This is a genomic window from Cohnella sp. GCM10020058 (genome assembly GCF_042683485.1).
Classification (GTDB): domain Bacteria; phylum Bacillota; class Bacilli; order Paenibacillales; family Paenibacillaceae; genus Cohnella.
This window is the reverse complement of sequence record NZ_JBHUJV010000008.1, coordinates 623,084-645,370: the sequence shown is the minus strand read 5'-3', so window position 1 is coordinate 645,370 and position 22,287 is coordinate 623,084. Positions and strand designations below refer to the sequence as shown.

Genomic DNA, 22,287 nt, shown 5'->3' with positions numbered 1-22,287 from the left:
CAAGCCTTTGCGAAAGATCATGTCGACACCCGCTATTCTTCGGAATGGGTCTGCATTAACGCAAATTCACAATATTCCTGGGCTTCTCCCCGCTGAACAATCGGGCGACTTCCGCCGCTGCGCCGTGCTGAAGACGGCGTATGGAGTCCTCCGAATACCAGGCGCAGTGGCTTGTAATCAGGCACTGGTCGAGGCTTAGCAGCGGATGGTCCGGAGGCAGCGGTTCCCGATCCAGCACGTCGAGAGCCGCGCCGCCGATCTGTCCGCGGGACAACGCGTCGGCTAGAGCCTCGGTGTCGATCACGCCTCCCCTTGACGTGTTCAAGACGTAAGCGGTGCTTTTCATGACGGCGAGCGCGTCCGCATTCAACATATTGGCCGTATGCGCGTTAAGCGGCAGATGGATGCTCAAAATATCGCTCTCTTCCAATAAACGCTCCCATGTCGCCTTCCGAACGTTCCGTTTGGCGAATTCCGCCTCGGATATGTAGGGATCGAAAGCGATCACGCGCATATTAAAAGACTGCGCCCGTTGCGCCACCGCTCTGGCGATATTCCCGAAGCCGGCCAGCCCGAGCGTCTTGTCCTGCAAGCCCATAATCGGGGGCAGCGGACGAATCTCCCAAATTCCCGCTTTGACTCTGGCAGAGACGGCGGGAATCTTGCGCACGGCGGACAGCAGAAGACCCATCGTATGATCGGCCACCTCCTGCACGCCGTAATCCGGGACATTGGCGACCGGCAGTCCCCGCTCCGTTGCGGCTGCAAGGTCTACGTTGTCCGTTCCGATGCCGTAGCGGACGATAATCCGGCACCGTTCCAGTCGGGCAACCGTATTGGCGGTCAACGGCGCCAAATTCGTCAGAATCGCGTCCGCATCCCGGCATAGTTCAATGACGTCCTCCTCCGTCTTGCACTGGCCGACGCGGAATTGAAAACCGAGCGGCTCAAGCAATCCGCGTTCTTGCGCCAGATCGGAGAAAGGATGGTCGGTAACCGCAACAACCGGAGATCTCATCCGTGGTCCCCCCTTACGTTTATAACGACTTTGATCGTGGCCGGATCTCTGCGCTGAAGCAGCTCGATCGCCCGGCCGTATTCCGCCAGCGTCAGCCGGTTGGTGATCAAAGGCCGCAAATCGATTTTGCGAGCTTCCAGCAGCGCGATCACTTCCCGCCACACGCCCGGACTTCCCAACGAACCTCTCAGCTCCAAATCGCGAACGACGATCCGGTCCATATCGACGGAAGCCCGCTTTCCCCCGCAAAGACCTAACATGGTCATCCCGCCCCCGGGGCGAAGCAGGCTTACGCCGAACTCCGCCGCCTGCGGACTGCCCGAAGCTTCGATGACTTTGGCGAACTCTCCGAATGAAGAAGCGGGCTCGACCGCGTCCGTCTCTGCGGCCCCGGCGGCATGAAGCCGACCGGTCAAATTCACCGCCAGATCGGCGCCCAGCGACCGCCCGATATTCAATCGGCGTTCGTTATAGTCGAACAGGACGATCCGGCCGGCACCCAGCGCACGAGCCATCTGCACCGTCAACAAGCCGATGGCTCCCGCCCCCAGCACCGCAACGGTGTCGCCGGGTACGATGCCCGCGCGAAGCGCCCCTCTGTATGCGACCGCCGCCGGCTCGATCAGGCATGCCTCTTCGTAAGCGACGCCGCCGTCGAACCGATGCAGCGCCTGCTCCGGATACGATACGTAGTCCGCCGCCGCGCCCGCTTTGCCCAATATGCCCGTCTCCGCGCGGTTCGGGCACAAGTTATAGGAGCCGCTCTTGCACATGGCGCATGTACGGCAAGGAATCGTCGTCTCCCCGACGACCCGGTCGCCGACCGCGAGTCGCATGACCCCTTCGCCGATCGCAACCACCTCGCCGGACCATTCGTGTCCCGGAATAACCGGATACGAAGCCGAACCGCTGCGGAAATACGCCATGGAACCGTCGTAGATTTCCATGTCCGTCGCGCATATGCCCACGCAGTGCACGCGGACAAGCGCTTCGCCGCGCCCGGCGGCCGGAACGGGAACCGTCTCGATCGCCAACCGGCCGGGTCCCTCGATGACCGCCGCCTTCATCGTATCTGCGATCATAAGCGCGCCTCCTCGCCTTCAGCGAAACGCAACGTCATTGCCATTCTCTCGGACGGCGTGATGACGATATCCGCGAGACCGGCCGCCTCCTTCAGTCGGACATCCGCATCCGCATCGTCCGACTCGGCCGAGACAAGCGGGCCCGGCAAGCGCAGCTCGGCTTGCAGGCCGGCGGGCAGCTCCAGCTCCAGCAGTCCCTCCCGTTCGCGCAGTGCAACGCGAACCGGTCCGTTCGGCGTATGGGTCGTCCCTTCCACAAAAGCCAACCCTCCGCTTTGCGGAGCGATCCGGTAACGACAGAAGCCGGGAGACAGCGGGCGCACGCCCAACAGCTCGCCGTGCGCAATGTAGATCGGAGCGACCGAGCATTGGCACCAGGCGTTCTGATCCGGCTTCATCGACCAGTCTTCGGCCAGCGTTCCGTTCTCGTGAAGCGAGTTCATCGCGCCCCATCTGTCGCGCAGATCCCGCACGATCGCCCCGGATCGACGATACTTGGACAGCGCCCATAAACGCCAGCCCGCATTGACCGGATGCGACAAGCCCAGCTCGGGCGGGCATTCGGTCAGCGCATCCAGATTGCCCGCCAAGCGAGACTCGGGAATCAGATCGAAGAGCAGCGCCATGGACAGCGAGCGGTCATGCTGCCGGATCCGCGCCTTCCCATCTGCGCCAAAATCCAGCCAAGGGAGATTATCCACGAACATGCCCCGCTGCTCGTCCCAGAAGTGCGCGAACAGCGCGTTTTTCAACTGTTGCAGCTTCGATACGCATTTGTCCGCCAGCGCCCGATCGCCGGTCCAGTCGGCGATCGCCGCCAGCTTCAGCCAGTAACCGTAATAATAAATGTTTAACGTTGCCTGCCGGTCGCGCTGCTCGGCGTAGCCGTGATGATCCAGCCATACGACGTGAAGGCCCAGCCCTTCTACCGGAAGCATCCCGTCGGAGGCCTCCATGCTCTCCAGCCAGCCGTAATGGCGGGCGATGACCGGGCGGAGAGCATGCAGCAGCCCCATCTCTCCGGTATGAAGCGTATACTCCGCGATATCGTAAATAAAGCCGATTCCGTGATCGAGCAGCGGCCCCCAGCTCGATAGCCCGAGCACCCTCTGCGGCAGCCGTTCGAGGCGGTCGGAAGCCGGGAAGCAATCCAGGAACCACCCTTCTTCGTACTGTCCTTTGGAAAAGGTGCGGATCATTCTTTCCGGCAAACGATACTCGCCAAAAGCCAAATACAGCGCCAGCTTGGTCAAGCCGATCTCGCCCGAATATTGCTGCCTCTCGCGCGACATGTTGTCGGTTATCGTCTCCAGGCATACGTTGCGCGCGGAATTGACGGCTCCCCGATAGACGAGATTGACGGTCTCGTCGCTGGTGCGGAACCGCTCTTCGCTTGCGAAAGGATAGCGCAGCCGAATCGCGCCCGCGCTCAGCAGTTCGACGGGTTCGCCGGTGCCCCGGAACAGGACGGCGATATATTTGACCGCATCGTAATCGAACGCCGCGAAATTCGTTTCGCCCTCCGCCGCGGTTACGCGCACCCATTCTCCTTTTTGCGGCATCGGCAGCATCAATTCTTCTCCGATCCCCTCTCCGAAGACGATCTCCGCCACCGTACCGGCCGCCGCCCGAAACCGGACAAACGGATAGCCGGTTATGCCTTCGGGTAAAGCAAAGACCAATACGCTGGAGCAGCCCTCTTGCAAACGAACCGTCAGAGGGAACGGCCCGTCCCCGTCGCCCCGGGAAATCAGCGGACTGTCGTCGATTTTCTCCCGGTATGCCCCTTCCGTATAGACCTCGAAAAACTCCTCCGGCGGGCAGTTCCATTCGATAGATCCGGTCTTCAACAAAGCGGAGCATTCTATGGCGGTTTCCTGCATGTAAGGGATCGTACGCGGCTCGAACGAGCTGTCGACCGACGGATAGATATCGTACTGGACAAGGTGGTTGAACGTTCCCCACACGACCGGCTTCCCGTCGTCTTCCTTCAGCACCCTTGCCGGCCGCCAACCGCGATCGTCGTAATCCGGCGAATGCCAGCCGTGCGGATAGAGCCTTGCGTCGAAATCCTCCTGAAGCGCCCGCAAAAAGTGCCGTCTGTAATGCCCGGCCCGCCAGCTTTTGGCTCGAAACGCGCTCCAGCTTTCATCCGTAATCACGTTCGTCTCTACTTCAGAGCCTTCGTACTTGACGTTCAACGCTAGCAGCAAGCCGGGATTGCCCATCACGTAGGTACCGTCCGATTCCCCGAAATAGGCGACCAGCACCCCGATTACGTTGATGCCCGGACGAAGCAACGCCGCCAAGTCGAACGCATCCTTCTCCATGTGCCGCGGATCGAACGGAGCTGGCCCCCTTTGCGCCATGACGCCGTTCACGAATAGCTGATACCGGCTGTCTGCGGCAATGAAACCTCGCGCATGCTGCAAATCCATATCCTCGACTTGGATGGTCCGACGAAAAAAAATAAACGTATTCGGCAAGGTTCGCCCTTCCGGATACCAGATCCAGCTAGCCTTCATATTGCCTCCTCTTGTCGCCTTGCAGCGAAGCGACGCCTGCAGCGTTCGTAATCATGCTTTGACGGCGCCGGAAGTCACGCCTTTGATGAAATAGTTCATATTGACGGCAAGCAGAAGAATCATTGGAACGGAGGCGATGGCGAACCCTGCGAACAGCGGTCCGTATTCGACCTGCTGCACGCCTGTCATCGCATACAAGCCTACGCTTACCGGCTTCATCGACTCGCTGGGGAGCACGAGCATCGGCCAGATGAAGTCGTTCCAATTGTTCAAAACATTAAGCAGCGCCATTGAGGTAATGATCGGCTTGGACAGCGAGATCACGATGCGAAGGAAGATCGTCACATGGGATGCCCCGTCCATCTTGGCGCTGTCGAACAAATCCTGCGGAATTTGTTCAATGAACGTTCTAAGCACGAAAATAACGATAATCTGTCCAAATGCCATATACGGCAATATCGCGGCCCAGTAGGAGTTGATCAGCCCCAGATCCACCACCAGCACGAAGGAGGGGATAAGCGTAAGAACGCTGGGAATCATCAGGAACGAGAGCAGTAGCAGAAACAGCATATTTTTGCCGGGAAATTGCACTTTGGCGAACACATAGGAGGACAGGCTGGAGATGACGATGACGCCGGCGACGCTAACTCCGCATATCACGACGGAATTCAACAAATAATCGATGACCCGGTCGAACGCATGAACATAATTGTTCAGATGGAACGGAAAAACGGGAGCGAAGTAATTGTTCAAAATTTGCGGGTTGGTTTTCACCGACGAGACCAGCATGAAATAGAACGGAGCATAGGTCAAAACGATCAAGATCAGATGCAACGAGATGTTAACGGTCCTTCTGCTCATGCGTCCTACTCCCTGCTCCTGATGAATTTGTTGTTGATAAAGGTAATGACCAGCGTTATTGCGAACAAAAACACCCCGATCGTCGAGCCGTATCCGATGTTGCCGTTCGTAAAGGCGGTCTGATACATAAGCAATCCGGGAACGATCGTCGCCCCGTTCGGCCCGCCGTTCGTCATGATGAGCTGCGTCCCGAACTGCTGGATCCCGGCAATCATGCCGAGTACGATCAAAATTTTAATTTGCGGCAGGACTAGAGGAATATCGATTTTGAGAAAAATTTGGCCGCCCGAAGCGCCGTCGATCTTGGCGGCTTCATGAAGAGCCGGATCGTTGTTCTGAAAGCCCGCCAGCAGAATCAAAAATCCGAAGCCGGTGATCCAGGGAAATCCGACGAACAGAATGGCCGGAAGCGCGGTCGCCTGCTCGCCAAGCCAAACATGCATATAAGCGTCCAATCCGAGGGATTTGAGCGCATTGTTGAGAATTCCGAAATTGTATTCGTAGAAAAACTTCCAGAACAGAATGAGCACGGTGAACGGAATGACCATCGGAATAATATAAAGTCGTTGAATCCATTTCCCCCATCGGCCTTCGCCCAACCGAAAAACCAAATAGGTGACCGGCATCAGCACAAAAAAGGTAGATATGAATCCAAACGCGATAAACAAGCCGAGGTTGTAAAACGATTTCCAGAACGTTGCGTCCCCGAGAAGGGTCTGATAGTTGTCCAACCCGACGAACCTTGTATTGCGCATGTTATTGAAATTCATGTAATAGAACGAATTTATAAATGCTTTAATGGCCGGATATAACGAAAAAACAAACAAAAGCGCGAATGTAGGCGTCAATGCAAGATAGGCGAAGATGACCTTGAAGGAGGTACCTTTGCCGCTCGGCTTGTTCATGTGCAACCTCCTTTGCCGGCAATGAACGAACGGCCGCCCGCTTGGCGGATGATCGCGGAGCGGCCGCTCTCGTTCCTGCTTTATTTCGTAACCTGGCTTACGTAATCCGAGATTTTCAAGTCCGGCTGCTCTTTAATGATTTGGTCGGCGGCGTCGACGATCAACGGCTTGACCCGCTTGGCGAATTCTTCGGGCGTGCTCTTGCCAAGCAAGTAAGCATTGAGCATATCGTTATATTTCGTCCCTGCGTCCGGCGTGAGGCTGAAAATTTGCGACATATTCGCTTTGCGGACGTCCGTTCCGATGTTCGCCACGATATTTTGCAGCTGTGCCGGAACTTCGACGTTCTTGATCGTCGGAATGAACATCGTCTGCGCGATAAATTCCTTGCCTCCGGTTGCGGGATCGGACAGGAATCTCAGGAAATCTACGGCCGCATCGGCCCTTCCTTCCTTTTGAGCCCGGGCGGACACGATCATATCCGGACCGCCGACGCCGAGCGCGTACTTCATGGGTTGATTTCTGGACGTCGACGACACGCCGCTGTCTATGTACGGCACCGGACCCACGCCGTAATCGACTTCGATCTTGTTGCTCAGCACCTGATTCGGGTACCAGCTTCCGTTCAGTTCCATGGCCGCATTGCCCTCGTTGAACAGCTTCTCGTATTCCCAGCTCGCCGCGTTGAAGCCTTTATTGAAGTAAGGGCTCAAGTCTTTCAGCAGCTTGTAATAGTCGACAAACCTTTGATCCTGCGGATCGATGACGCCCGTCTTCACGCCCAACACCACTTCAGGGAAGTCCAGCATGCCGTTCGGCGTCATGATGTCCAGCTTCTCGACGATTCCGCTGTTCGACCAAAGATCCTCCATCGCATCCCCGACCATCCATCCCAAATTCCACGGCATCGAGTTCATGACGCTGAAAGGAACGATGTCTTTGCCGCTGCTCTTGATCTTGTCGGCCGTTGCCAGTACTTCCGACCAGGTGCCCGGAGCTTGATCCGGCAAGCCAAGCTCCTTAAATATCGTCTTGTTGTAGTACAGATCGACCGTCGTCATGGACAGCGGCATGCCGATCATCGCATCGCCTTGCGTCGCATCGACTACGCCTTGCAAGACGCCGTCCAGGAACGAGTCTCTCATAGGCGCGCCTGTGTAAGGGCTAACCTCGTCGAAATAAGACTTCAGATCGATGATCTGACCGTTCTTCAATTTGTCCGACGGACTGTCCACGCCGCCCCAGAAAATATCCGGCGCCGTCCCTGCTACGAGCTGCGCATTGATCCAGGTCGTATAATTCGCCGTGGGGACGTACTGAAATTCGACCGTATTCCCCGTGCGTTCGTGCCATTCCTGACCGAGCTTATCGAGTGCCGGCCACATCCATTCGCCTTGCGTGTGCGCGATGACGATCTTCACCGGATCCGGCTTCTTGGAAGCCTCTGCCGATGCCGTTGCGGTTGTGGAGGCGCTCCCCGCCGCGGAAGAACTTGCGGCGTTATCCGAGCCGGATTTGTCGGCGCATCCGATCAGCAGCGTCGCTAACAATAGCGGCGCGATTCCTGCCTTTACATACTTCGTTGTCATTGTTGACCCTCCCAAGTTGTCTTTGAGCAGCAAATTCAAAATTTCCCCTGTAGCGCGCTCTATTCTCCAATCGCTCCGCCTGCAATTTGTTACCGTTCACATTTTTTAAATTGAAAGCGGAATCATTGCTCATGTGCAATAATAAAATAGCATATAAATAAAGGGATTGCAAAGGTTTTCGTTTACATTCTTGTCGAAAAATCATTATTTTGTTATCGGTATCATAAAATATAGAAAAAGCGAGGTCGCGAGCGGATGTACCTTTCGCTCGACAACCTCGCTTTTATGCTTCATTTACGTTTCGACACGTATCTCCCTCCATCAGCTCGGGCTTTAATTTCTGCTGAATAACGTGCTTTCCGTCAGGCTCGATGATGGATTGCAGCATAAATTGCGCAGATAACGTCCCCAACTCTTCAAACTTTGTATGGATATGCGACAGAGAAGTAGGCAGCAGATCCCCCCACCCGTTCTTCGTTACGGTAATGACGGAAATATCGTCCGGGATCGTCAAGTTCATCTGATCCGTCGCCTTTTTCATCCCCAGCACAAGCAGATCGTCGGCGGTAACGAACGCTGTCGGCCGATCTGCCCGAGCAAGCTGACGGATCGTCGCTTCATAGGCGGAGTTCAACGTCAGATCGGTATGCAGCTCGGTCAGTCCGTCCAGCGAAAGGCCTCTTTCCCGAAAAGCCGTCTCCACCCCCTTTTTGATATCCTCGGCCAATGTCATCGCTTGCGGCGCATTAAGCAGTACGATATTGCGGTGACCCAGCTCCAATAATCTCCTGGTCGCCAGCAAGGCGGCTTCGACATTGTCCGCATCCACATAATTGATCTGCTCCGCTTCGAGCGCAGGGCGGCCGATGATAACAAACGGAATCCGCGCCGCCAACAAATCCAAGACATCGTCGTTGTTAACGGACGGACAAGTCAGGATAAGACCGCCGACGCGCTTCTCGCGGTACAGCTTGATGAAGAGCTCGCTGTAATTTTTCTCTTCCGGAGAAGTAAACAACTGCAATACAAAGTCGTGGCGGGCGTAATAATGGCAAATATTCGCGGAGATCGTGGAGAAAAACAGATTCTGACGAACCTGCTCCACGTCGAAGGGCATAAACAACCCAACCGTCTTCACAACCTTGTTCGCCAAGTTTCTGGCCGTCACGTTAGGATGATAGTCGAGAAGCGCGATCGCTTTTTTCACTTCATGAATGGTCTTAGGCTTCACAAGAGGCGAGTTGTTGACGACTCTGGATACCGTCTGTCTGGATACGCCTGCCAATTTGGCCACGTCATCGATCGTACTTGCCATACCGAAACCCCTTTTCTCAATCGCGATAGGATTCAATGAGCTCACTTTCAAATTCGTATTTCCCGGACTCGACTTCATGAATCGTATAACCGCCGGCATTCGCCGGAACATGTACGCTGGCAATGGAGCCGACCGGTACATGCACGATCAGACGAAACGCGCCGCGGTCGCCAAGCGACCAACCGACATGCACCCTTCCCAGCACCGTATCCAACGTCGCTTCGCCCGAAGTCAAATCCCCTAACAGATAAGGCTTAACCTGCCACCTGCGCCAGCCGGCGGCGGTTTGCCGAATTCCGGCGACATATTCGTAATACCACTGCACGACCGATCCGAACATATAGTGATTTCTGGATCGCGAGGAAGCGTCCCAGTATTCCCACAATGTCGTCGCCCCCTCTTCGAACCAGAGACCCATACTGGGGTAATCGGTCTTTGTGGCCGCCTCGAATGCAAGATCGCCATATCCCAGCCTCGTCAAAGTCGGATAAAAATATTTATGACCGATAATGCCGACGTCGGCATGCCCCCGCTTGTCACGAATATCCGCGATCAGCCCGGCCTCTACCGACTGCCTCGCAGCATCCGGCACAAGGGATGCGGCAAGCGGGAGCAGATTGGAGGTTTGACGATAGCCGGTTTCCTTGCCGGTTCGGTAGCAGCCCGCCTCCCGATCGAGACAGTCGCGGTTCAGCGCCTCCGCCACCTCGTCCGCCAGCCTTTCATATCGCATACACTCGGAGTCGGCGCCTACAAGCTTTTCTATTTCCGCCATGATCTTGAGCGCTTTGTACATATGGAACGAGGCTGTAATTCGCCCGCCCTCCGGCGCTCTGCCTTCCAAATAACCCGGCGCCACCCAATCACCCAGATCGCTGCTCGCCGCCCCGTCCGCAAGGCGGGAAATCTCATACGCCGCATATTTCTTCAGCGATAGATAATGCCGCTTCAGCACGCGGATATCGTCATAATGCCAGTATAATTGCCACGCGACGAACACAAAAGCGCAGCTCCATTCGGGAGCGTTCAAGCTTCCCCAACCGCTGTCCGGTACGATGACGGGAACGAATCCGTCCTCTCTCTGGGCGTCTCCGATATCGATCAGCCACTTTTCCCAGAAAACCGACAGATCGAACTGATAATTCGCCGTCTCGGCAATCAACTGCGCGTCGCCCAGCCAGCCGTTTTTCTCATACGTCGGCGTATCGGTAAGAATGCCGTGAATGTTGTTGCGCAGCGTTCTTCTCGTGGCTTCGTGGATTCGGTTGAACAGATCGTTGGAACAGGAAAATCGGCCGGACGGGCGCAAATCCGTTTGAACCTGTTTGCCGACGACGTCTTCAAGCGCCAACTCGATGCCGCTGCCGCTAATTTCGATATACTGAAACCCTTTGTAGCTGAATCGGGGCTCCCATTTCTCGGTTTGCCCGCCGCGCTTCGTGTAACGATCGCTCTGAATAGGTCCGTCTACGGCAGTCTGCGCAATTGCCGCTCTGCCTGCGGAATCCAGCGTCTCGCTGTAAACGATCGTTACCGCGTATCCCGCTTGACCGCCGCTTATGGCGATTTCCGCCCACCCCGTCATGACGACCCCCATATCGAAAATATAGTGGCCATCCCCGAGCTTAGTCATCTTGGCCGGCTGCACGGCATCGACGATTCGAATCGGGGGGAGCGTCTGCGCTTGCAACGGAGCGTGCGGCCCCGCTGCCTTTATCGCCTGCGAGACGTTATCTCCGCCATATCCGAACCGGTTCCATTCCTCGTCTCGCAGCCTCGCATCGTAACTTTCTCCCGTATAGACGCAGTCGCGCGTTGTCGGCCCCTTCTCGATCAATCCCCAGGAATCGTCGGTGACCAGAACCGAGCGCGTTCCGTCGACATATTCGATGGCCAGCCGCGCGATGAACTTGGGATTGGCGTTCCACTTTGTTTGATGCCAGTTCCATACGTTCGGCGTCCGCAAGCCGTAGAATCCGCGCCCCAGCTCGACCCCGATGCTATTATTCCCTTGCTTAAGGTACGACTCCGCTTCATAAGTAACGTATAGATGCCTTTTATCGTAGGAAGTGAACGCCGGATCCAGCTTGCGATCCCCGACCGGCAGCCCGTTCAGATAGATTTCGCAATAACCGGCGGCGGCGATATACAATCTCGCTCGGGAGATCGGCCCGGTCGCTTCGAAATCTTTTCTGAACAAAGGCGCATGATCGCCCGGGCTTGTCAGCCACGCCGCTTCCCATTCCTCGGGGCGCAAAAGCGCCGTTTCCCACCAGGCCGGCTCGCTCCAGGAAGACGGCCGCCCGTCCTCGTCCCATACGAGGACCTTCCAGTAGTACCTTGTTGCCGACTCGAGGGGGAGCCCTGAATACGCGATCCCCGAATTCCGATCGCCTTCGCGCCGGCCCGAATCCCAAACGTCTCCGATGTCTTTCGTCAGAGATTCGGCGTTTGCGGACACCAGGATTCGGTACGCGCTTTGCCGCGCTTTCCGAGTCTGCGAGGCGTTGATCCATCCCAGACGCGGCTGCGGCTCGTCCAACCCAAGCGGATTGACCCGATATTCAGTCGTCAACGATCCAATCGCTATCACATCCGTTACTTCCCTTCTGCGAATTCAATCATTAATGATATCGTTCACATTCTAGAATAATAACAGATTCGAAGCAATAAATGACATTCAATCGGGATTAATGTGAGCGGTATTCACTGGGTTCTCCTTCTCATGCCTTCGATCCCCAATGGCCAAAAGCGCGTCTACGACCAGGCGCCCCGAGCAAAAAACGCGGGACGAGGCAGATGAGCATTCTGCTTCGTCCCGCGTTTTTCGCTGCATGTCGCCGCATTATCGCCTATCGCCCGCCCCGGCCAACGCCTCCGTCAGCAGGAGCAGCGTCAGCCCTTGCCCGTACAGCGTCGGGAAGACCGGCACCTCGCCGTACGCTTCGACGCTCGGCAGCACCGGCGTCCCACCGGAGACGCCCGCGACTGCGCCGTCGGGCCCGATCGCCGCGAGCACGGCCGGCACCGCCCGGTCGGCGCGGCCCGCCAGCGCCTCCGGCACAAGTCCCATTCGCGCCGCCTTGTACAGGCCGCAGGCGATGCCGGCGGAGCCCGACGTCTCCGCGTAGAAGCCGGGGCGATCGAGCACCGTCGGCCACAGCCCCCCGGCATCCTGGTGCCGCACGAGCGCTTCGGCCAGACGGATATAGCGCCCTTTAATGTCCGCGAGCAGCGCGTCGTCCCCGCACAGCGCCTCCGTCTCCTCCAGGATCATCGGTACGCCGACGGCGATCCACGCATTGGCCCGGTTCCAACGGGCGCCCGACATCCGGTTCCCCGCCTCGCAGTCCCAGCCGTGGAACAGCAGTCCCGTCTCCTCGTCCTGCAGCGCCTCGAGGTGACGCCGGACCTGGCGCAGCGCCTCTAGCGCGATCCGGCCTTCCCCGCTCATCCGGGCGGTCCGGGCGAGGAACAGGACGGCCATGAAGACCGTGTCCGCCCAGATCTGCTCGCTGAACGACGCCTTCTCCGTCACCGTATGCTCGAATGCGCCGTTTTTCGTGCGCGGCGCTTCGTCGATCAGCCACCGGGCCACCTCGCCGGCCTTTTCCGCGTAGAACGACCGCCCCGTCAAGCGATGCAGCAGCGGGAAAACCGCAAACGGCGCGATCGAGTTAATCACCCGACTCGCTTCGAACTGGCCGATATTGCGTTCGACCCACGCCTCGATCTCGCGGAGAACCGCTTCGTCCCCCGTCTTCTCCGCGAATTCGGCGGCGGCGATCGCGCCGACGCCCGCATTCCAATCCCACCGGTCCGCGTTCATCGCCCAATCGGTCCACGCGTGTCCGCCCCACTGCTCCGGCTCGCTGTTCATCATATAGGCGTAGACGCTGCGCGCTGCTTCATTTAATTGATTACCGTCAAACAACCCTTTTCTGTTCATGCCATTCCCGTTCATGCTGAATCCTCCTCTGTTCCCGCCGGCGCTATAGTCGGCTGTTGCGGTATTCGGTCGGCGTCCGTCCGTACTGCTTTTTGAACACCTCTCGGAAATGGTCCTGGTCCGTGTAGCCGATCCGCTCGCAAATCTCGTAAATGCGGTTCGACGGATCCTTGAGCAGGCGCGCCGCCTCGTCCAGACGATGCCGGACGATCCATGCGTTGATCGTCGTCCCGGTCACCTCTTTGACGAGCAGGTTCACGTATTTCTCGCTGAGACCGACGGCGGCCGCAACGTCCGTGAGCGCCAAGTCGCCGCGCGAATAGTTTTGTTTGATATAACCGATCGCCTGCTCGACCAGCCGCTTCTTCTTCAGGCTGCCGGACCACGCGTCCGGCGGCAGCGCCCCGGCCAGATTCGGCAGCTCGTCACGCAGCTTGCCCTCCGCGATCGCCAGCTCCTCGCGCTGACGGCGCTCCCGGCCCAGCTCCCGCACGACCTCGGCGAACACCCGGGCGATCTCGTCGGGATCGATCGGCTTCAATATATATTGCTGCACTTGCAGCGAGATCGCCCGCCTGGCGTGTTCGAATTCGTTCAGTCCGGAAAGAATGATGCAGCGAATATCCGGATTGCGAGCCTTGCACGCTTCGATCAGCTCGAGACCGTTCATCTTGGGCATCCCGATGTCGGTCAGCAGCAGGTCGGGCGTCTCCCGTTCCAGCCGGGCGAGCGCCGCCTCGCCGTTCTCGGCCGTGCCGAGGAGCGAGATGCCGATGCTCTCCCAGGGAATGGAGCGGGCCAGCGTGTCCCTGACCGTTTTCACGTCTTCTGCGATTAGCAGCTTGTACATGGTTCAGTCCTCCCTTGTTATCGTCGCTGCGGTCAGATTCGGTCGAAACGGCAGCACCGCCTCGACGCAGGTGCCTTCCGCCGTCTGCACGTACTTTAGTCCGAACGCTTCCCCGCAGTACAATCGAATGCGCCGATGGACGTTAAGCGTGCCGAAGCCCGAGCTGCTTCCATCCGCCGGACTCACGTTCGCCGCCTGCTCCGGACCGTCGCCTCCCGGCGTCTCGGCCGGCCTTTCCTCCAGCATCCGGTTCATCGCCTCCGCATCGCAGCCTACGCCGTTGTCCAGCACGCGCAGTCGGAGCGAGATGCCGTCGAGCCACGCCTCCACGGCGATCCGGCATCCTTCGGTACGGCCGGCGAAGCCGTGAACGATCGCATTTTCCGCGAGCGGCTGCAGGCAGAAGTGCAGCATGGTGGCGGTCAGCAAATCGTCGGGCACCCGAATGTCGACGGCGAGATCGTCCATGAGCAGGCGCTGGATATGCAGGTACGCCTCGACATGCCTGATCTCTCCCTCCAGCGAGATCCAGGATTGTCCCCGGTTCAGACCATACCGGAACATGTTGGCGAGCGCGCGCACGATTCCGCCCGTCTCTTTGTCGCCGGACAGAATCGCCCGGCAGTTGATCAGATCGAGCGTATTGTACAAAAAGTGCGGGTTGATCTGTGCCTGCAGCAGCTCCAGCTGGAGCTGGCGGCGCTCGATCTCCTCGGCGAAGGACTTCTCGATCAAGCCGTGGAGCGTCACCAGCATCGTCGCGAACTTCTGCCCCAGCTCATCCACTTCGTAGATGCCCGATTTCTGCGCCGGCAGCGGCTCCTTGAACGCCAGTACCTCGGGACGATGCATCGCGCCGACAAGGCGCGTGATCGGCACGGTGACCCGCGCGACGATCCGGTTCAAAATGAAGCCCGCGATCAATAACGCCGCGATCGCTGTCGCCGCGCCGATCGCCGATATCGCGAACGTATATCGGTTGAAGTGGCTCTCCGGCACGACGGTCAGCAGCTTCCATCCGTTGGCGAACGTCTCGTACATGACCCGGTGCGGCTCGCCGTCGATTTTCCGGACGAGCGAGCCCGATGCGCCGGCAGCCGCGCTCACGTAGGGCAGGTCGCCGGCCGGCGTCAGGAACGCATAACGTTCGCTGAAAATGACCCTGTCGCTCTCGTCCAGCAGCAGATGGTAGCCTTTCGCAAGCTTCGCGTTCTCGAAAATGCTGCGGATGCTGCCCGTGTCCGCCCCGACGATGACGGTGCCGATATGCCGTCCGTCTTTGATGCTCGTCTTTTTGCGCGCCGCGTAGATCATGGCCGGGTTAAACGCGCCCGCCCGTTGTCCCCACCACTCGGCCTGCCGTTTTCCTTCGCTTAGATTGCGGTACCAGTCCTGTTTGCGCAGATCGATGGATTTGTAAATGCCCGTGGACGGATCGTAGCGATCCGGCGCCATGGCGTACAGCCCGCTGGAAGGCTCAAGCGCGATGGACACGACATAGGACCGGGTTGGAACGCGATCGGATCCTAGGCCGCTCAGCAGCGACAGCAGCGATAAATTTTGCAAATTCGTCTGGAGAGAGAAAAAGTCGTCCACCGCTTCGTAAGCCGCCGGATATTCGCTCTCCAGCAAGCCTTCGATCGACGGATTGGACAGGATATAAGCCGCGACATTGTTCATCGTGTCGAACTGGTACCAGATGTTGCGGTAGACGAACTTCATCGATTGCTCCGCCGTGTCGCGCGTATGGTCGTTCTGCACGCGGATGAGGATGTAGCTGGCGGCCGTGGCGAAGAAGGCGATGATGACGACGATCAGCGCAAAAATCGGCAGCCGGAGCCGCGACAGCAATCCGGCGCTCTGCCTGGAGCGTCCACGCAAGATCGTTTTCCCTCCTCTCCTGCAGCCGGCCGAAAGCCTCCCGCCGCCAAATAGCGGCAAGGAGGCCCTTCCGTGCGTCCGTTATGATGGATTCGATTAGGAAAAGAGCAGGCTGCCGACGATCTGCGCCGCCTCGGCGCGGGTCGCGGTACCCTTCGGGGCGAACTGGCCCGCGCCTCTCCCCTTCGTCCATCCGAGCGAAGCGGCTTCCTTCACGTAGGGCAGCGCCCAAGCCGCGATGTCGCCTTCGTCCGCGAATCCGGACGGGGCCTGAACCGACGGCTCCCCGTGCAGCAAACGGTAAGCCTTCATGGTCAGGGCGGCCATCTCTTCCCGCGTCAGACGGCCGTTCGGATCGAAGGCGGTCTCGCTCTTGCCCGCGGCGATGCCGGCATCGTACGCGACGGACACCGCCTCCGCGTACCAGCTGTTCGCGGGGACGTCGGCAAAGCGATGTCCGGACGCGGCCGTATCGGTCCGCTCCGTCAGCCGCAGCGCCTCCGCCAGCATCGCCGTGAATTCGGCGCGCGCGATCTGACGGCCGGGCTCGAAGGCGCCTGTGCCGGTGCCTTGGACGATGCCGCGGGCGGCCAGCGCCCGAACCGCGTCGTACGCCCAGTGAACGGCCGGCAGATCGGCGAAATCCCGCTGCACTTCGAGCGCCGCATAGATGCTGAAATGCCGGACTTCCGCCGTCAGGTAGCCGTCGGCTTGCTCGCCGCCGGCCCACTCCTGGCGGCCGTCTTCGGAAATATAATAGACGGCCGTCAGCTTCGAGCTTAGAGACGGATCGACCTGGAACCGGATCGCGACCGGCTCGTCGAAACGCGCCAGCCGGATCGCGCTCCCCGCCGCCGTCTTGATCGACAAGTTCAGCTCATACGCCACGCTGCCTGCGCGCACGGTTGTCCCCGGCGCTTGCGTCTTGGCAAGGAGCGCCTGCGAAGCGTCGGATGCCAGCGGTAGGAAGTTGAAAGAGAGCGTGCTGCCCTGCCGGTCCGCAGCCGGCACCTGCTCCGTCAGCTGCTTCAGCACGCCGGACGGGATCTCCAGGACGAGCTTGCCGGCCTTCACTTCAAGCTTGTTCGCGCCCAGCAGCGCAGCGGCATCCGCCGGCAGCCGGAGCTCGGTCGTGCCGGCCGGCGCTTCGACGGCGCTGACGCCGTTCGCGGCGTTTTGCAGCGCTGCAGCCGATACCGTCAGGATGCCGGAAGGTGCCGCGGGCTGACTCCAGTCGACGCCTGCGGTGGGCTGGCCGGACGGAGAACCTGTGTCTTCGCCGCCATTGTCGACGCCATTTTCACCGTCGGCATCTCCGCCGTTATCTCCGCCATTGTCCCCGCCGTTACCGCCGCCGTTATTGCCGCCGGTGCCTCCGCCCGCGGGCAGCGGAACGTCCACGAACGCAAACGCGTCGTACAACGACGTGTTTTTGGAATCGGCGGTGCCCTGCGTCCATTGGATGAAGTTGTCCCGGCCGTTCTGGTAGTCGGCGTCGTTGACGGCGATGTTGAAGCCGAGCTTGCCGCCGAGCGCGGGCAGCAGATCCTTGACGTAGGCGCTCGGGATCTTGAATTCGTATCTCGTACGCTTCGCTGCGTCGTCGCGAACCGCTTCGAACGGCACTTGGCCGCTCATGTCGCCGTTCGGATTCGGAGCCGTCGAGTTAAAGACGTTGACCAGGTGCGTGCCGTCGTCGGCGAGCGCGAAGCTCCATTCCACGTCGTCCGCCCCGTACGGAGATTCCCGGTTGTTGAGCGGATCCAGACTGACCTGCACGGAATCGTTTTTCCACATGTTCGCGGCATTCTCCGATTGCTTGTGCACGTCGTCTCGCACGTCGACCGCGACGTACAGGCCGTCGCTCGCCCACTTGGCATAAGCCGTCGCTTCGAGGTTGGCCGAATCCTGGTAGCCCGTCGCATTCTGATCCTTCCTGCGCAGATGGACCGGATAGGCATCCTGCCAGTCGGCCAGGCTCCCGTCCACAGTCAACGTGCCCGCGGCTTGAATCAAGTCGAAGTCCAGGGGCAGCTGCGCATCGTGGAAAATGCTTCTGCCGTCCGACGCTTCGTCTACCTCCAGATCGACCCTATATTCATTGAAGGCCGCGGTCTCGCGATACGTCCATCGGAAATCCAGTTGAATGCGGTCGCCCTTCTTCAAACCGCTGAACGCATCGGTCGTCACCGGTTCGAGCAGGCTGCCGTCCGGTCCCTTCAGCGTGACCGTGCCCGACTTGACGGCCGTCGACGTGCCGGTTAGCTGCACCGAGACGATGTCGAGATCCTCGATCGTCTTCGCGACCGGCAGCAGCCTCACGTCAAGGCCGTCTTCGACGGTCAGCTCGACCTTTTTCGTATCGAAAAGCGCATCGTCGTGCTCGATCTCGAACGCGACCTCATAGCGCCCCTTGACCGCGGACTGCGGCACGTTCACGTTATAGGTCCGATCCGCCGCGCCATGCGCGGGAATCGTGATCGCGACCTCGGCCGGCTCGGTCTGGGCGGATGCCCAGCCCGCAGGCACCTTCAATCGAGCCTTTACCTGCTGCGGCGTATCGGTATCGTTGACGAGCGAGAGCGTCAGCGGCGTCGCATAGCCCGCTTCTCCGGTCGCCACGCTCGGCGTTACGTTCGCCATGACGCCGATGAATTGGGCCGGCTCGGAGGCGATCATCGCCGTCGCCGCGCCTGCGAATTCCCGCGCCAGCAGATTGTAGGCGTAGCTCTCGGCGTAGCCGCCCCGCGCCTGCGCGGCCTCGGCCAGCCGGCCATACCGGTTCATGCGGAGCACGGCCGACGCAGATACCGGCATGACGCTGTCATTGCCTTTTTTGGCCTGGAAGGCGGCGTCCGCCGCCTGCGTGGCGGCGGCATAATCCAGCGTGCTCGCGCCGATGCCGTCCTTGGCGTAGGCCAGCGCGACGGACGCGCTCTCGGCGTAGTTGTACAGCGCCTCCAGCGCCACGTAGCCGGGTGCGGCGGTCAGGTCGCCGGATTCGATCTGACCGGCCATCTCCGCCATCAGGGCATAAATATCCATGATGCTCTGCTCAAGTCCGGCGGCCGGCGCCGCAGCCCCGGTCGCCGCCTGCAGCGCAGCCGCGATCCGCGCGATCTCGGCCGCATCCGCGTCGACGAGCGTCCCGTTCGACGCCGTCCGCGTCAGCGCCAGCTTGGCGAGCGCCTCCTGCTTCTTGGCCTGCAGCAGCTGAGCGGCCGATCCGTAGACGAATGCGGACGACGCCCCCGTCACGTAAACCGGCGCGCCGGATACGACGAGTTGCAGTCCGACGCTTCCCGCCGTCGCCGGCAACTGGGCGCCATTGATATCCATCACCTTCGCGCCGGCCGCCGCGAACGGCAGCTCGATCGCGCTCGTCGGCGGCTTGACGGCCGGATCGTCCTTGTGGTCGACCTTCTTCCAGGCGACGACGACGGGCTTGCCGTCGTTCAGGAATACCTGGACCGCGACGTTCGGGTCCCCCGCGTTCCATGTGCCGACGTACCGTGCGCGATCGAGCTCGGTCATCAGCTGGTTAACCGCGGTATAGGCCAGCTTTGGCCGTCCGTCGTTGTCCGTGATGCCCCAGAAAATATCGTAGTATCGATCGTCCGTGCCGTCGTTTTTATAATCGTAATACTCGTACGCCTTCACCTGGTCGGTGACCATGTAGTTCAGGAAAGCGCGGACGATGTAATCCCGCTGGACCTCCTCCGACACCGAAGGATAGCCGCTGCTCGCCGTCGGCCATCCGCCTTCGGTGAGGTAATAATCCTTCCAGCCGCCGTAGGCGTTGACCAGCCCCTTCACGCCGTCCGTCAGCTTCTGCAGATTGCCGTCGGGCATCGCGTTGTAGACGTACGGGTGATAGGAATAGGCGTCCGCAAAATCGTACGAGCCGAGCTCGAGCTCCTTCGGCAGCACGCTCAGCACGCTGGACGTATGGTCGCCGGCCAGCAGCATCGCGTTCGGATCGGCCTTCTTCATGTTCAGGTAGGCGACCTTCTGCAGCTGCACGAACTCTGCCGGAATATACGGCTTGGAGAAGATCTCCGGCTCGTTGGGCATCTCCCACTGCCGGATGCGGTCCTTGTACTTCGCGACCGTATTCGCCACGAAGTCGCCCATCGCTTTGAGCGAGGCGGTCGTGTTCGCGATGCCCGCCTGGTAGTTCGCATTTTTCTCCAGCGACAGCACCGTGATCTGGTTAAATCCGTAAGAGAACAGCTTGTCGAGCGTCGGATCGGTCCGGCTGTAATCGTAAATAGGGGCGCCGCCGCCGTCCTTGACGTTCTTGTCGACATCCTCCCAGACGATGCCGGAGCGGTGGCTGCGCGCGCCCAGCTTGCGCGCGCCGTCGATGATATCGTCCTTCCAGTTGAGCGCATAGTGGGTGTTCAGCCCGAACTTGCTCTCGTTGTCCAGATCGATCCCTTGGACGGGCGCGGCTTCCTTCGCGATCGCGAGCCGCATCCGCTTCGACTTGCCGGGCTGCGCGATGCCGTCCACCTCGAAGTCCGCCGTCAACTCGTAGGTGCCGATCCCGGCGAGCTGCGGATCGAAGGGGATGATCTCCCGGTCGTTCTCGTACTTCGCCAGCTCGTACGTGCGCGTGCCCGTCGCCACAACCGCCTTGTCGCCGTCCGCGCGGCGCACGGCGTAGTCGATCTTGACCGTATGCGCGGCCGCGCCGGCGTCGAGCGCCAGATCCAGCCCCGGCGTATCGCCCGGCGCGTAGATGCCCGCGTAATTGCCCGAAGGCTGGAGGTCGATGACGTACGGGGACTGCTGCGGCTCGATCGAGAAGTCGTCAATCATCAGGTTGATGCCGCCGACGACGTTCCATTGAAAGTAGCCCTTGAGCGGCGCGAGCGGATCGGAGTCTTCGCCGGACACCGTCTCGACGCCGTCGATCAGCAGCTTGTGCGTGATTCCGCTGACTTGCAGCTCGTAGTCATGCCACTCGTCCAGCAGCGACTTCACATAGTTGGCGATATAGTAGTTGCCGCCGAGCGTCGTTTTTCGCATGATGAAATACTTCGAGTTGTGCGTCGCCCACTCCACCGCATTGTTGTTGTTGTCGTCCTTCGCGCGGTAGCGAAAGCGCCACGTATTCTGCAGCGCGGCGCTCGTGCGCTCGTACTTGACCTTGAACTTGACGATGAAGTTGTCCGCGTTCTGATACATCGGCAGATTCAGCCTGGCGCTGCCCGAACCGTTCAGGTTCAGCACCTTGTTGCCGTCCGGCAGTTGGATCACCTTCGTCGCGCCGCCTACGGTCCAGCCCGGAGGCGCCGCATTCGCCATCTCGTTATCGAAGTCGTTGACGTAGGTGACGATCGCTCCGATGGCGACCGTCACCTCGCCGGTGGCTGGATAACGAGCCTCGCCGCCCGTCCCGTTGCGCGCGGCGATGTAATAATGGATCCGGTCGGCCCGCGCGGTCCCCGGGATCGTCGCGGAATATGCCCCGCTGCCGAGCGGCGCGGCGGACACGATCCGATCCGCCGCCTCGTCCCCATAGCCGTAGTGGATCTCCGCCGTCGTCGTCCCGTAGGTTGCATCCGTTACGGAAAAGGAAACGGCCAGATCCGCATTGTACGGCACCTGCGAGAGCGGCGTATGCGAGATCGCGTAGACGGGCGGCACGGAGACGATCGGCAGCACCGCGATGTCCCAGACGCTTAGATTGGCGGCCGGCCCAATGCTCCTCAGCCCGAAGCCGACGCCTCCCGCAGCCAGCGAGGCATCCGTGAATACGGTTACAAGCGAGCCGTCGATCGACAGCTTGAACTCGCTTCCCTTGACCTCCAGGCTGTATTGATGGCGGTCGGCCATGTTGAAGCCCGGCAGCGTCTGGGCGATCGGTACCGCGGCGCCAACTTGCGCAACAGTAGCCGAGTTTGGATATTTCCATAGCTCGACGCTGCTCGCGTTCTTGAACTCGAGAAAGTAGTAGGCCGTGCTGGAAGAATACCTGAACATCACGCGGAAGCGATCCCCCTGCGCCGCGAAGGTCAGGTTGTAATCGGTCGATGCGTAGGACAGCTTGGCAGGCTTCACGATGGTGCGCTGGGGATTGCCGCCCGTAATCGTGCCCGTCAGGCGCGCTTCCGCGCCGCTGCCCTGAACCTGCCAAGCGGTACTGCCGAACAAATCCCAGTTGCCGAGTCCGCCGGCGAAGCTGTCCTCGAACAGCGGCGCAGGCGTCTCGGCTCTTGCTGCTGCCGGCAAGGACGGGAGCAGCAGGGCTGCGACGAGAAGCATAATCAGGCTGCGGTAATTTTTTCTCATTCGTCCAACCAC

At 59.8% G+C, this 22,287-nt stretch carries 12 protein-coding genes; all 12 read right to left on the bottom strand.

Annotated features, from left to right (window positions below):
- Positions 1-55: 55 nt before the first annotated feature.
- The 12 genes from ACFSR7_RS15050 to ACFSR7_RS14995 all read right to left on the bottom strand — a co-directional run bounded on the left by ACFSR7_RS15050 (position 56) and on the right by ACFSR7_RS14995 (position 22,275).
- Positions 56-1,018, bottom strand: a complete 963-nt coding sequence (locus tag ACFSR7_RS15050; RefSeq protein WP_378162832.1) for a C-terminal binding protein — start codon at positions 1,016-1,018, stop codon at positions 56-58.
- Positions 1,015-2,100 (bottom strand): zinc-dependent alcohol dehydrogenase, encoded by a 1,086-nt coding sequence (locus ACFSR7_RS15045; protein ID WP_378162830.1) that lies wholly within the window; start codon positions 2,098-2,100, stop codon positions 1,015-1,017. The genes ACFSR7_RS15050 and ACFSR7_RS15045 overlap by 4 nt, the downstream gene beginning before the upstream one ends.
- Positions 2,097-4,625, bottom strand: coding sequence for an alpha-L-rhamnosidase N-terminal domain-containing protein (locus ACFSR7_RS15040; RefSeq protein WP_378162828.1), 2,529 nt, complete (start codon positions 4,623-4,625; stop codon positions 2,097-2,099). The genes ACFSR7_RS15045 and ACFSR7_RS15040 overlap by 4 nt, the downstream gene beginning before the upstream one ends.
- Positions 4,626-4,676: 51 nt before the next feature.
- Positions 4,677-5,486: a carbohydrate ABC transporter permease gene (locus ACFSR7_RS15035; protein WP_378162826.1), complete on the bottom strand. Its 810-nt coding sequence runs from the start codon at positions 5,484-5,486 to the stop codon at positions 4,677-4,679.
- Between the two features lie 5 nt (positions 5,487-5,491).
- Positions 5,492-6,391: a carbohydrate ABC transporter permease gene (locus tag ACFSR7_RS15030; protein WP_378162824.1), complete on the bottom strand. Its 900-nt coding sequence runs from the start codon at positions 6,389-6,391 to the stop codon at positions 5,492-5,494.
- 80 nt (positions 6,392-6,471) lie between these two features.
- Positions 6,472-7,980, bottom strand: coding sequence for an ABC transporter substrate-binding protein (locus ACFSR7_RS15025; RefSeq protein WP_378162822.1), 1,509 nt, complete (start codon positions 7,978-7,980; stop codon positions 6,472-6,474).
- A gap of 283 nt (positions 7,981-8,263) precedes the next feature.
- The gene (locus tag ACFSR7_RS15020; RefSeq protein WP_378162820.1) at positions 8,264-9,295 is read right to left on the bottom strand and encodes a LacI family DNA-binding transcriptional regulator; all 1,032 of its coding nucleotides are present in this window, start codon (positions 9,293-9,295) and stop codon (positions 8,264-8,266) included.
- Between the two features lie 16 nt (positions 9,296-9,311).
- Positions 9,312-11,888, bottom strand: a complete 2,577-nt coding sequence (locus tag ACFSR7_RS15015) for a family 78 glycoside hydrolase catalytic domain (protein WP_378162818.1) — start codon at positions 11,886-11,888, stop codon at positions 9,312-9,314.
- A gap of 252 nt (positions 11,889-12,140) precedes the next feature.
- A complete protein-coding gene (locus ACFSR7_RS15010) occupies positions 12,141-13,259 on the bottom strand; it encodes a glycoside hydrolase family 88/105 protein (protein WP_378162816.1) in 1,119 nt (372 codons plus the stop codon).
- 28 nt (positions 13,260-13,287) lie between these two features.
- Positions 13,288-14,094, bottom strand: coding sequence for a response regulator transcription factor (locus ACFSR7_RS15005; RefSeq protein WP_378162814.1), 807 nt, complete (start codon positions 14,092-14,094; stop codon positions 13,288-13,290).
- Between the two features lie 3 nt (positions 14,095-14,097).
- Positions 14,098-15,975 (bottom strand): cache domain-containing sensor histidine kinase, encoded by a 1,878-nt coding sequence (locus tag ACFSR7_RS15000; protein ID WP_378162813.1) that lies wholly within the window; start codon positions 15,973-15,975, stop codon positions 14,098-14,100.
- 96 nt (positions 15,976-16,071) lie between these two features.
- Positions 16,072-22,275 carry an S-layer homology domain-containing protein gene (locus tag ACFSR7_RS14995; protein WP_378162811.1) on the bottom strand — a complete coding sequence of 2,068 codons (6,204 nt, stop codon included), beginning with the start codon at positions 22,273-22,275 and terminating at the stop codon, positions 16,072-16,074.
- Between the last annotated feature and the right edge of the window lie 12 nt (positions 22,276-22,287).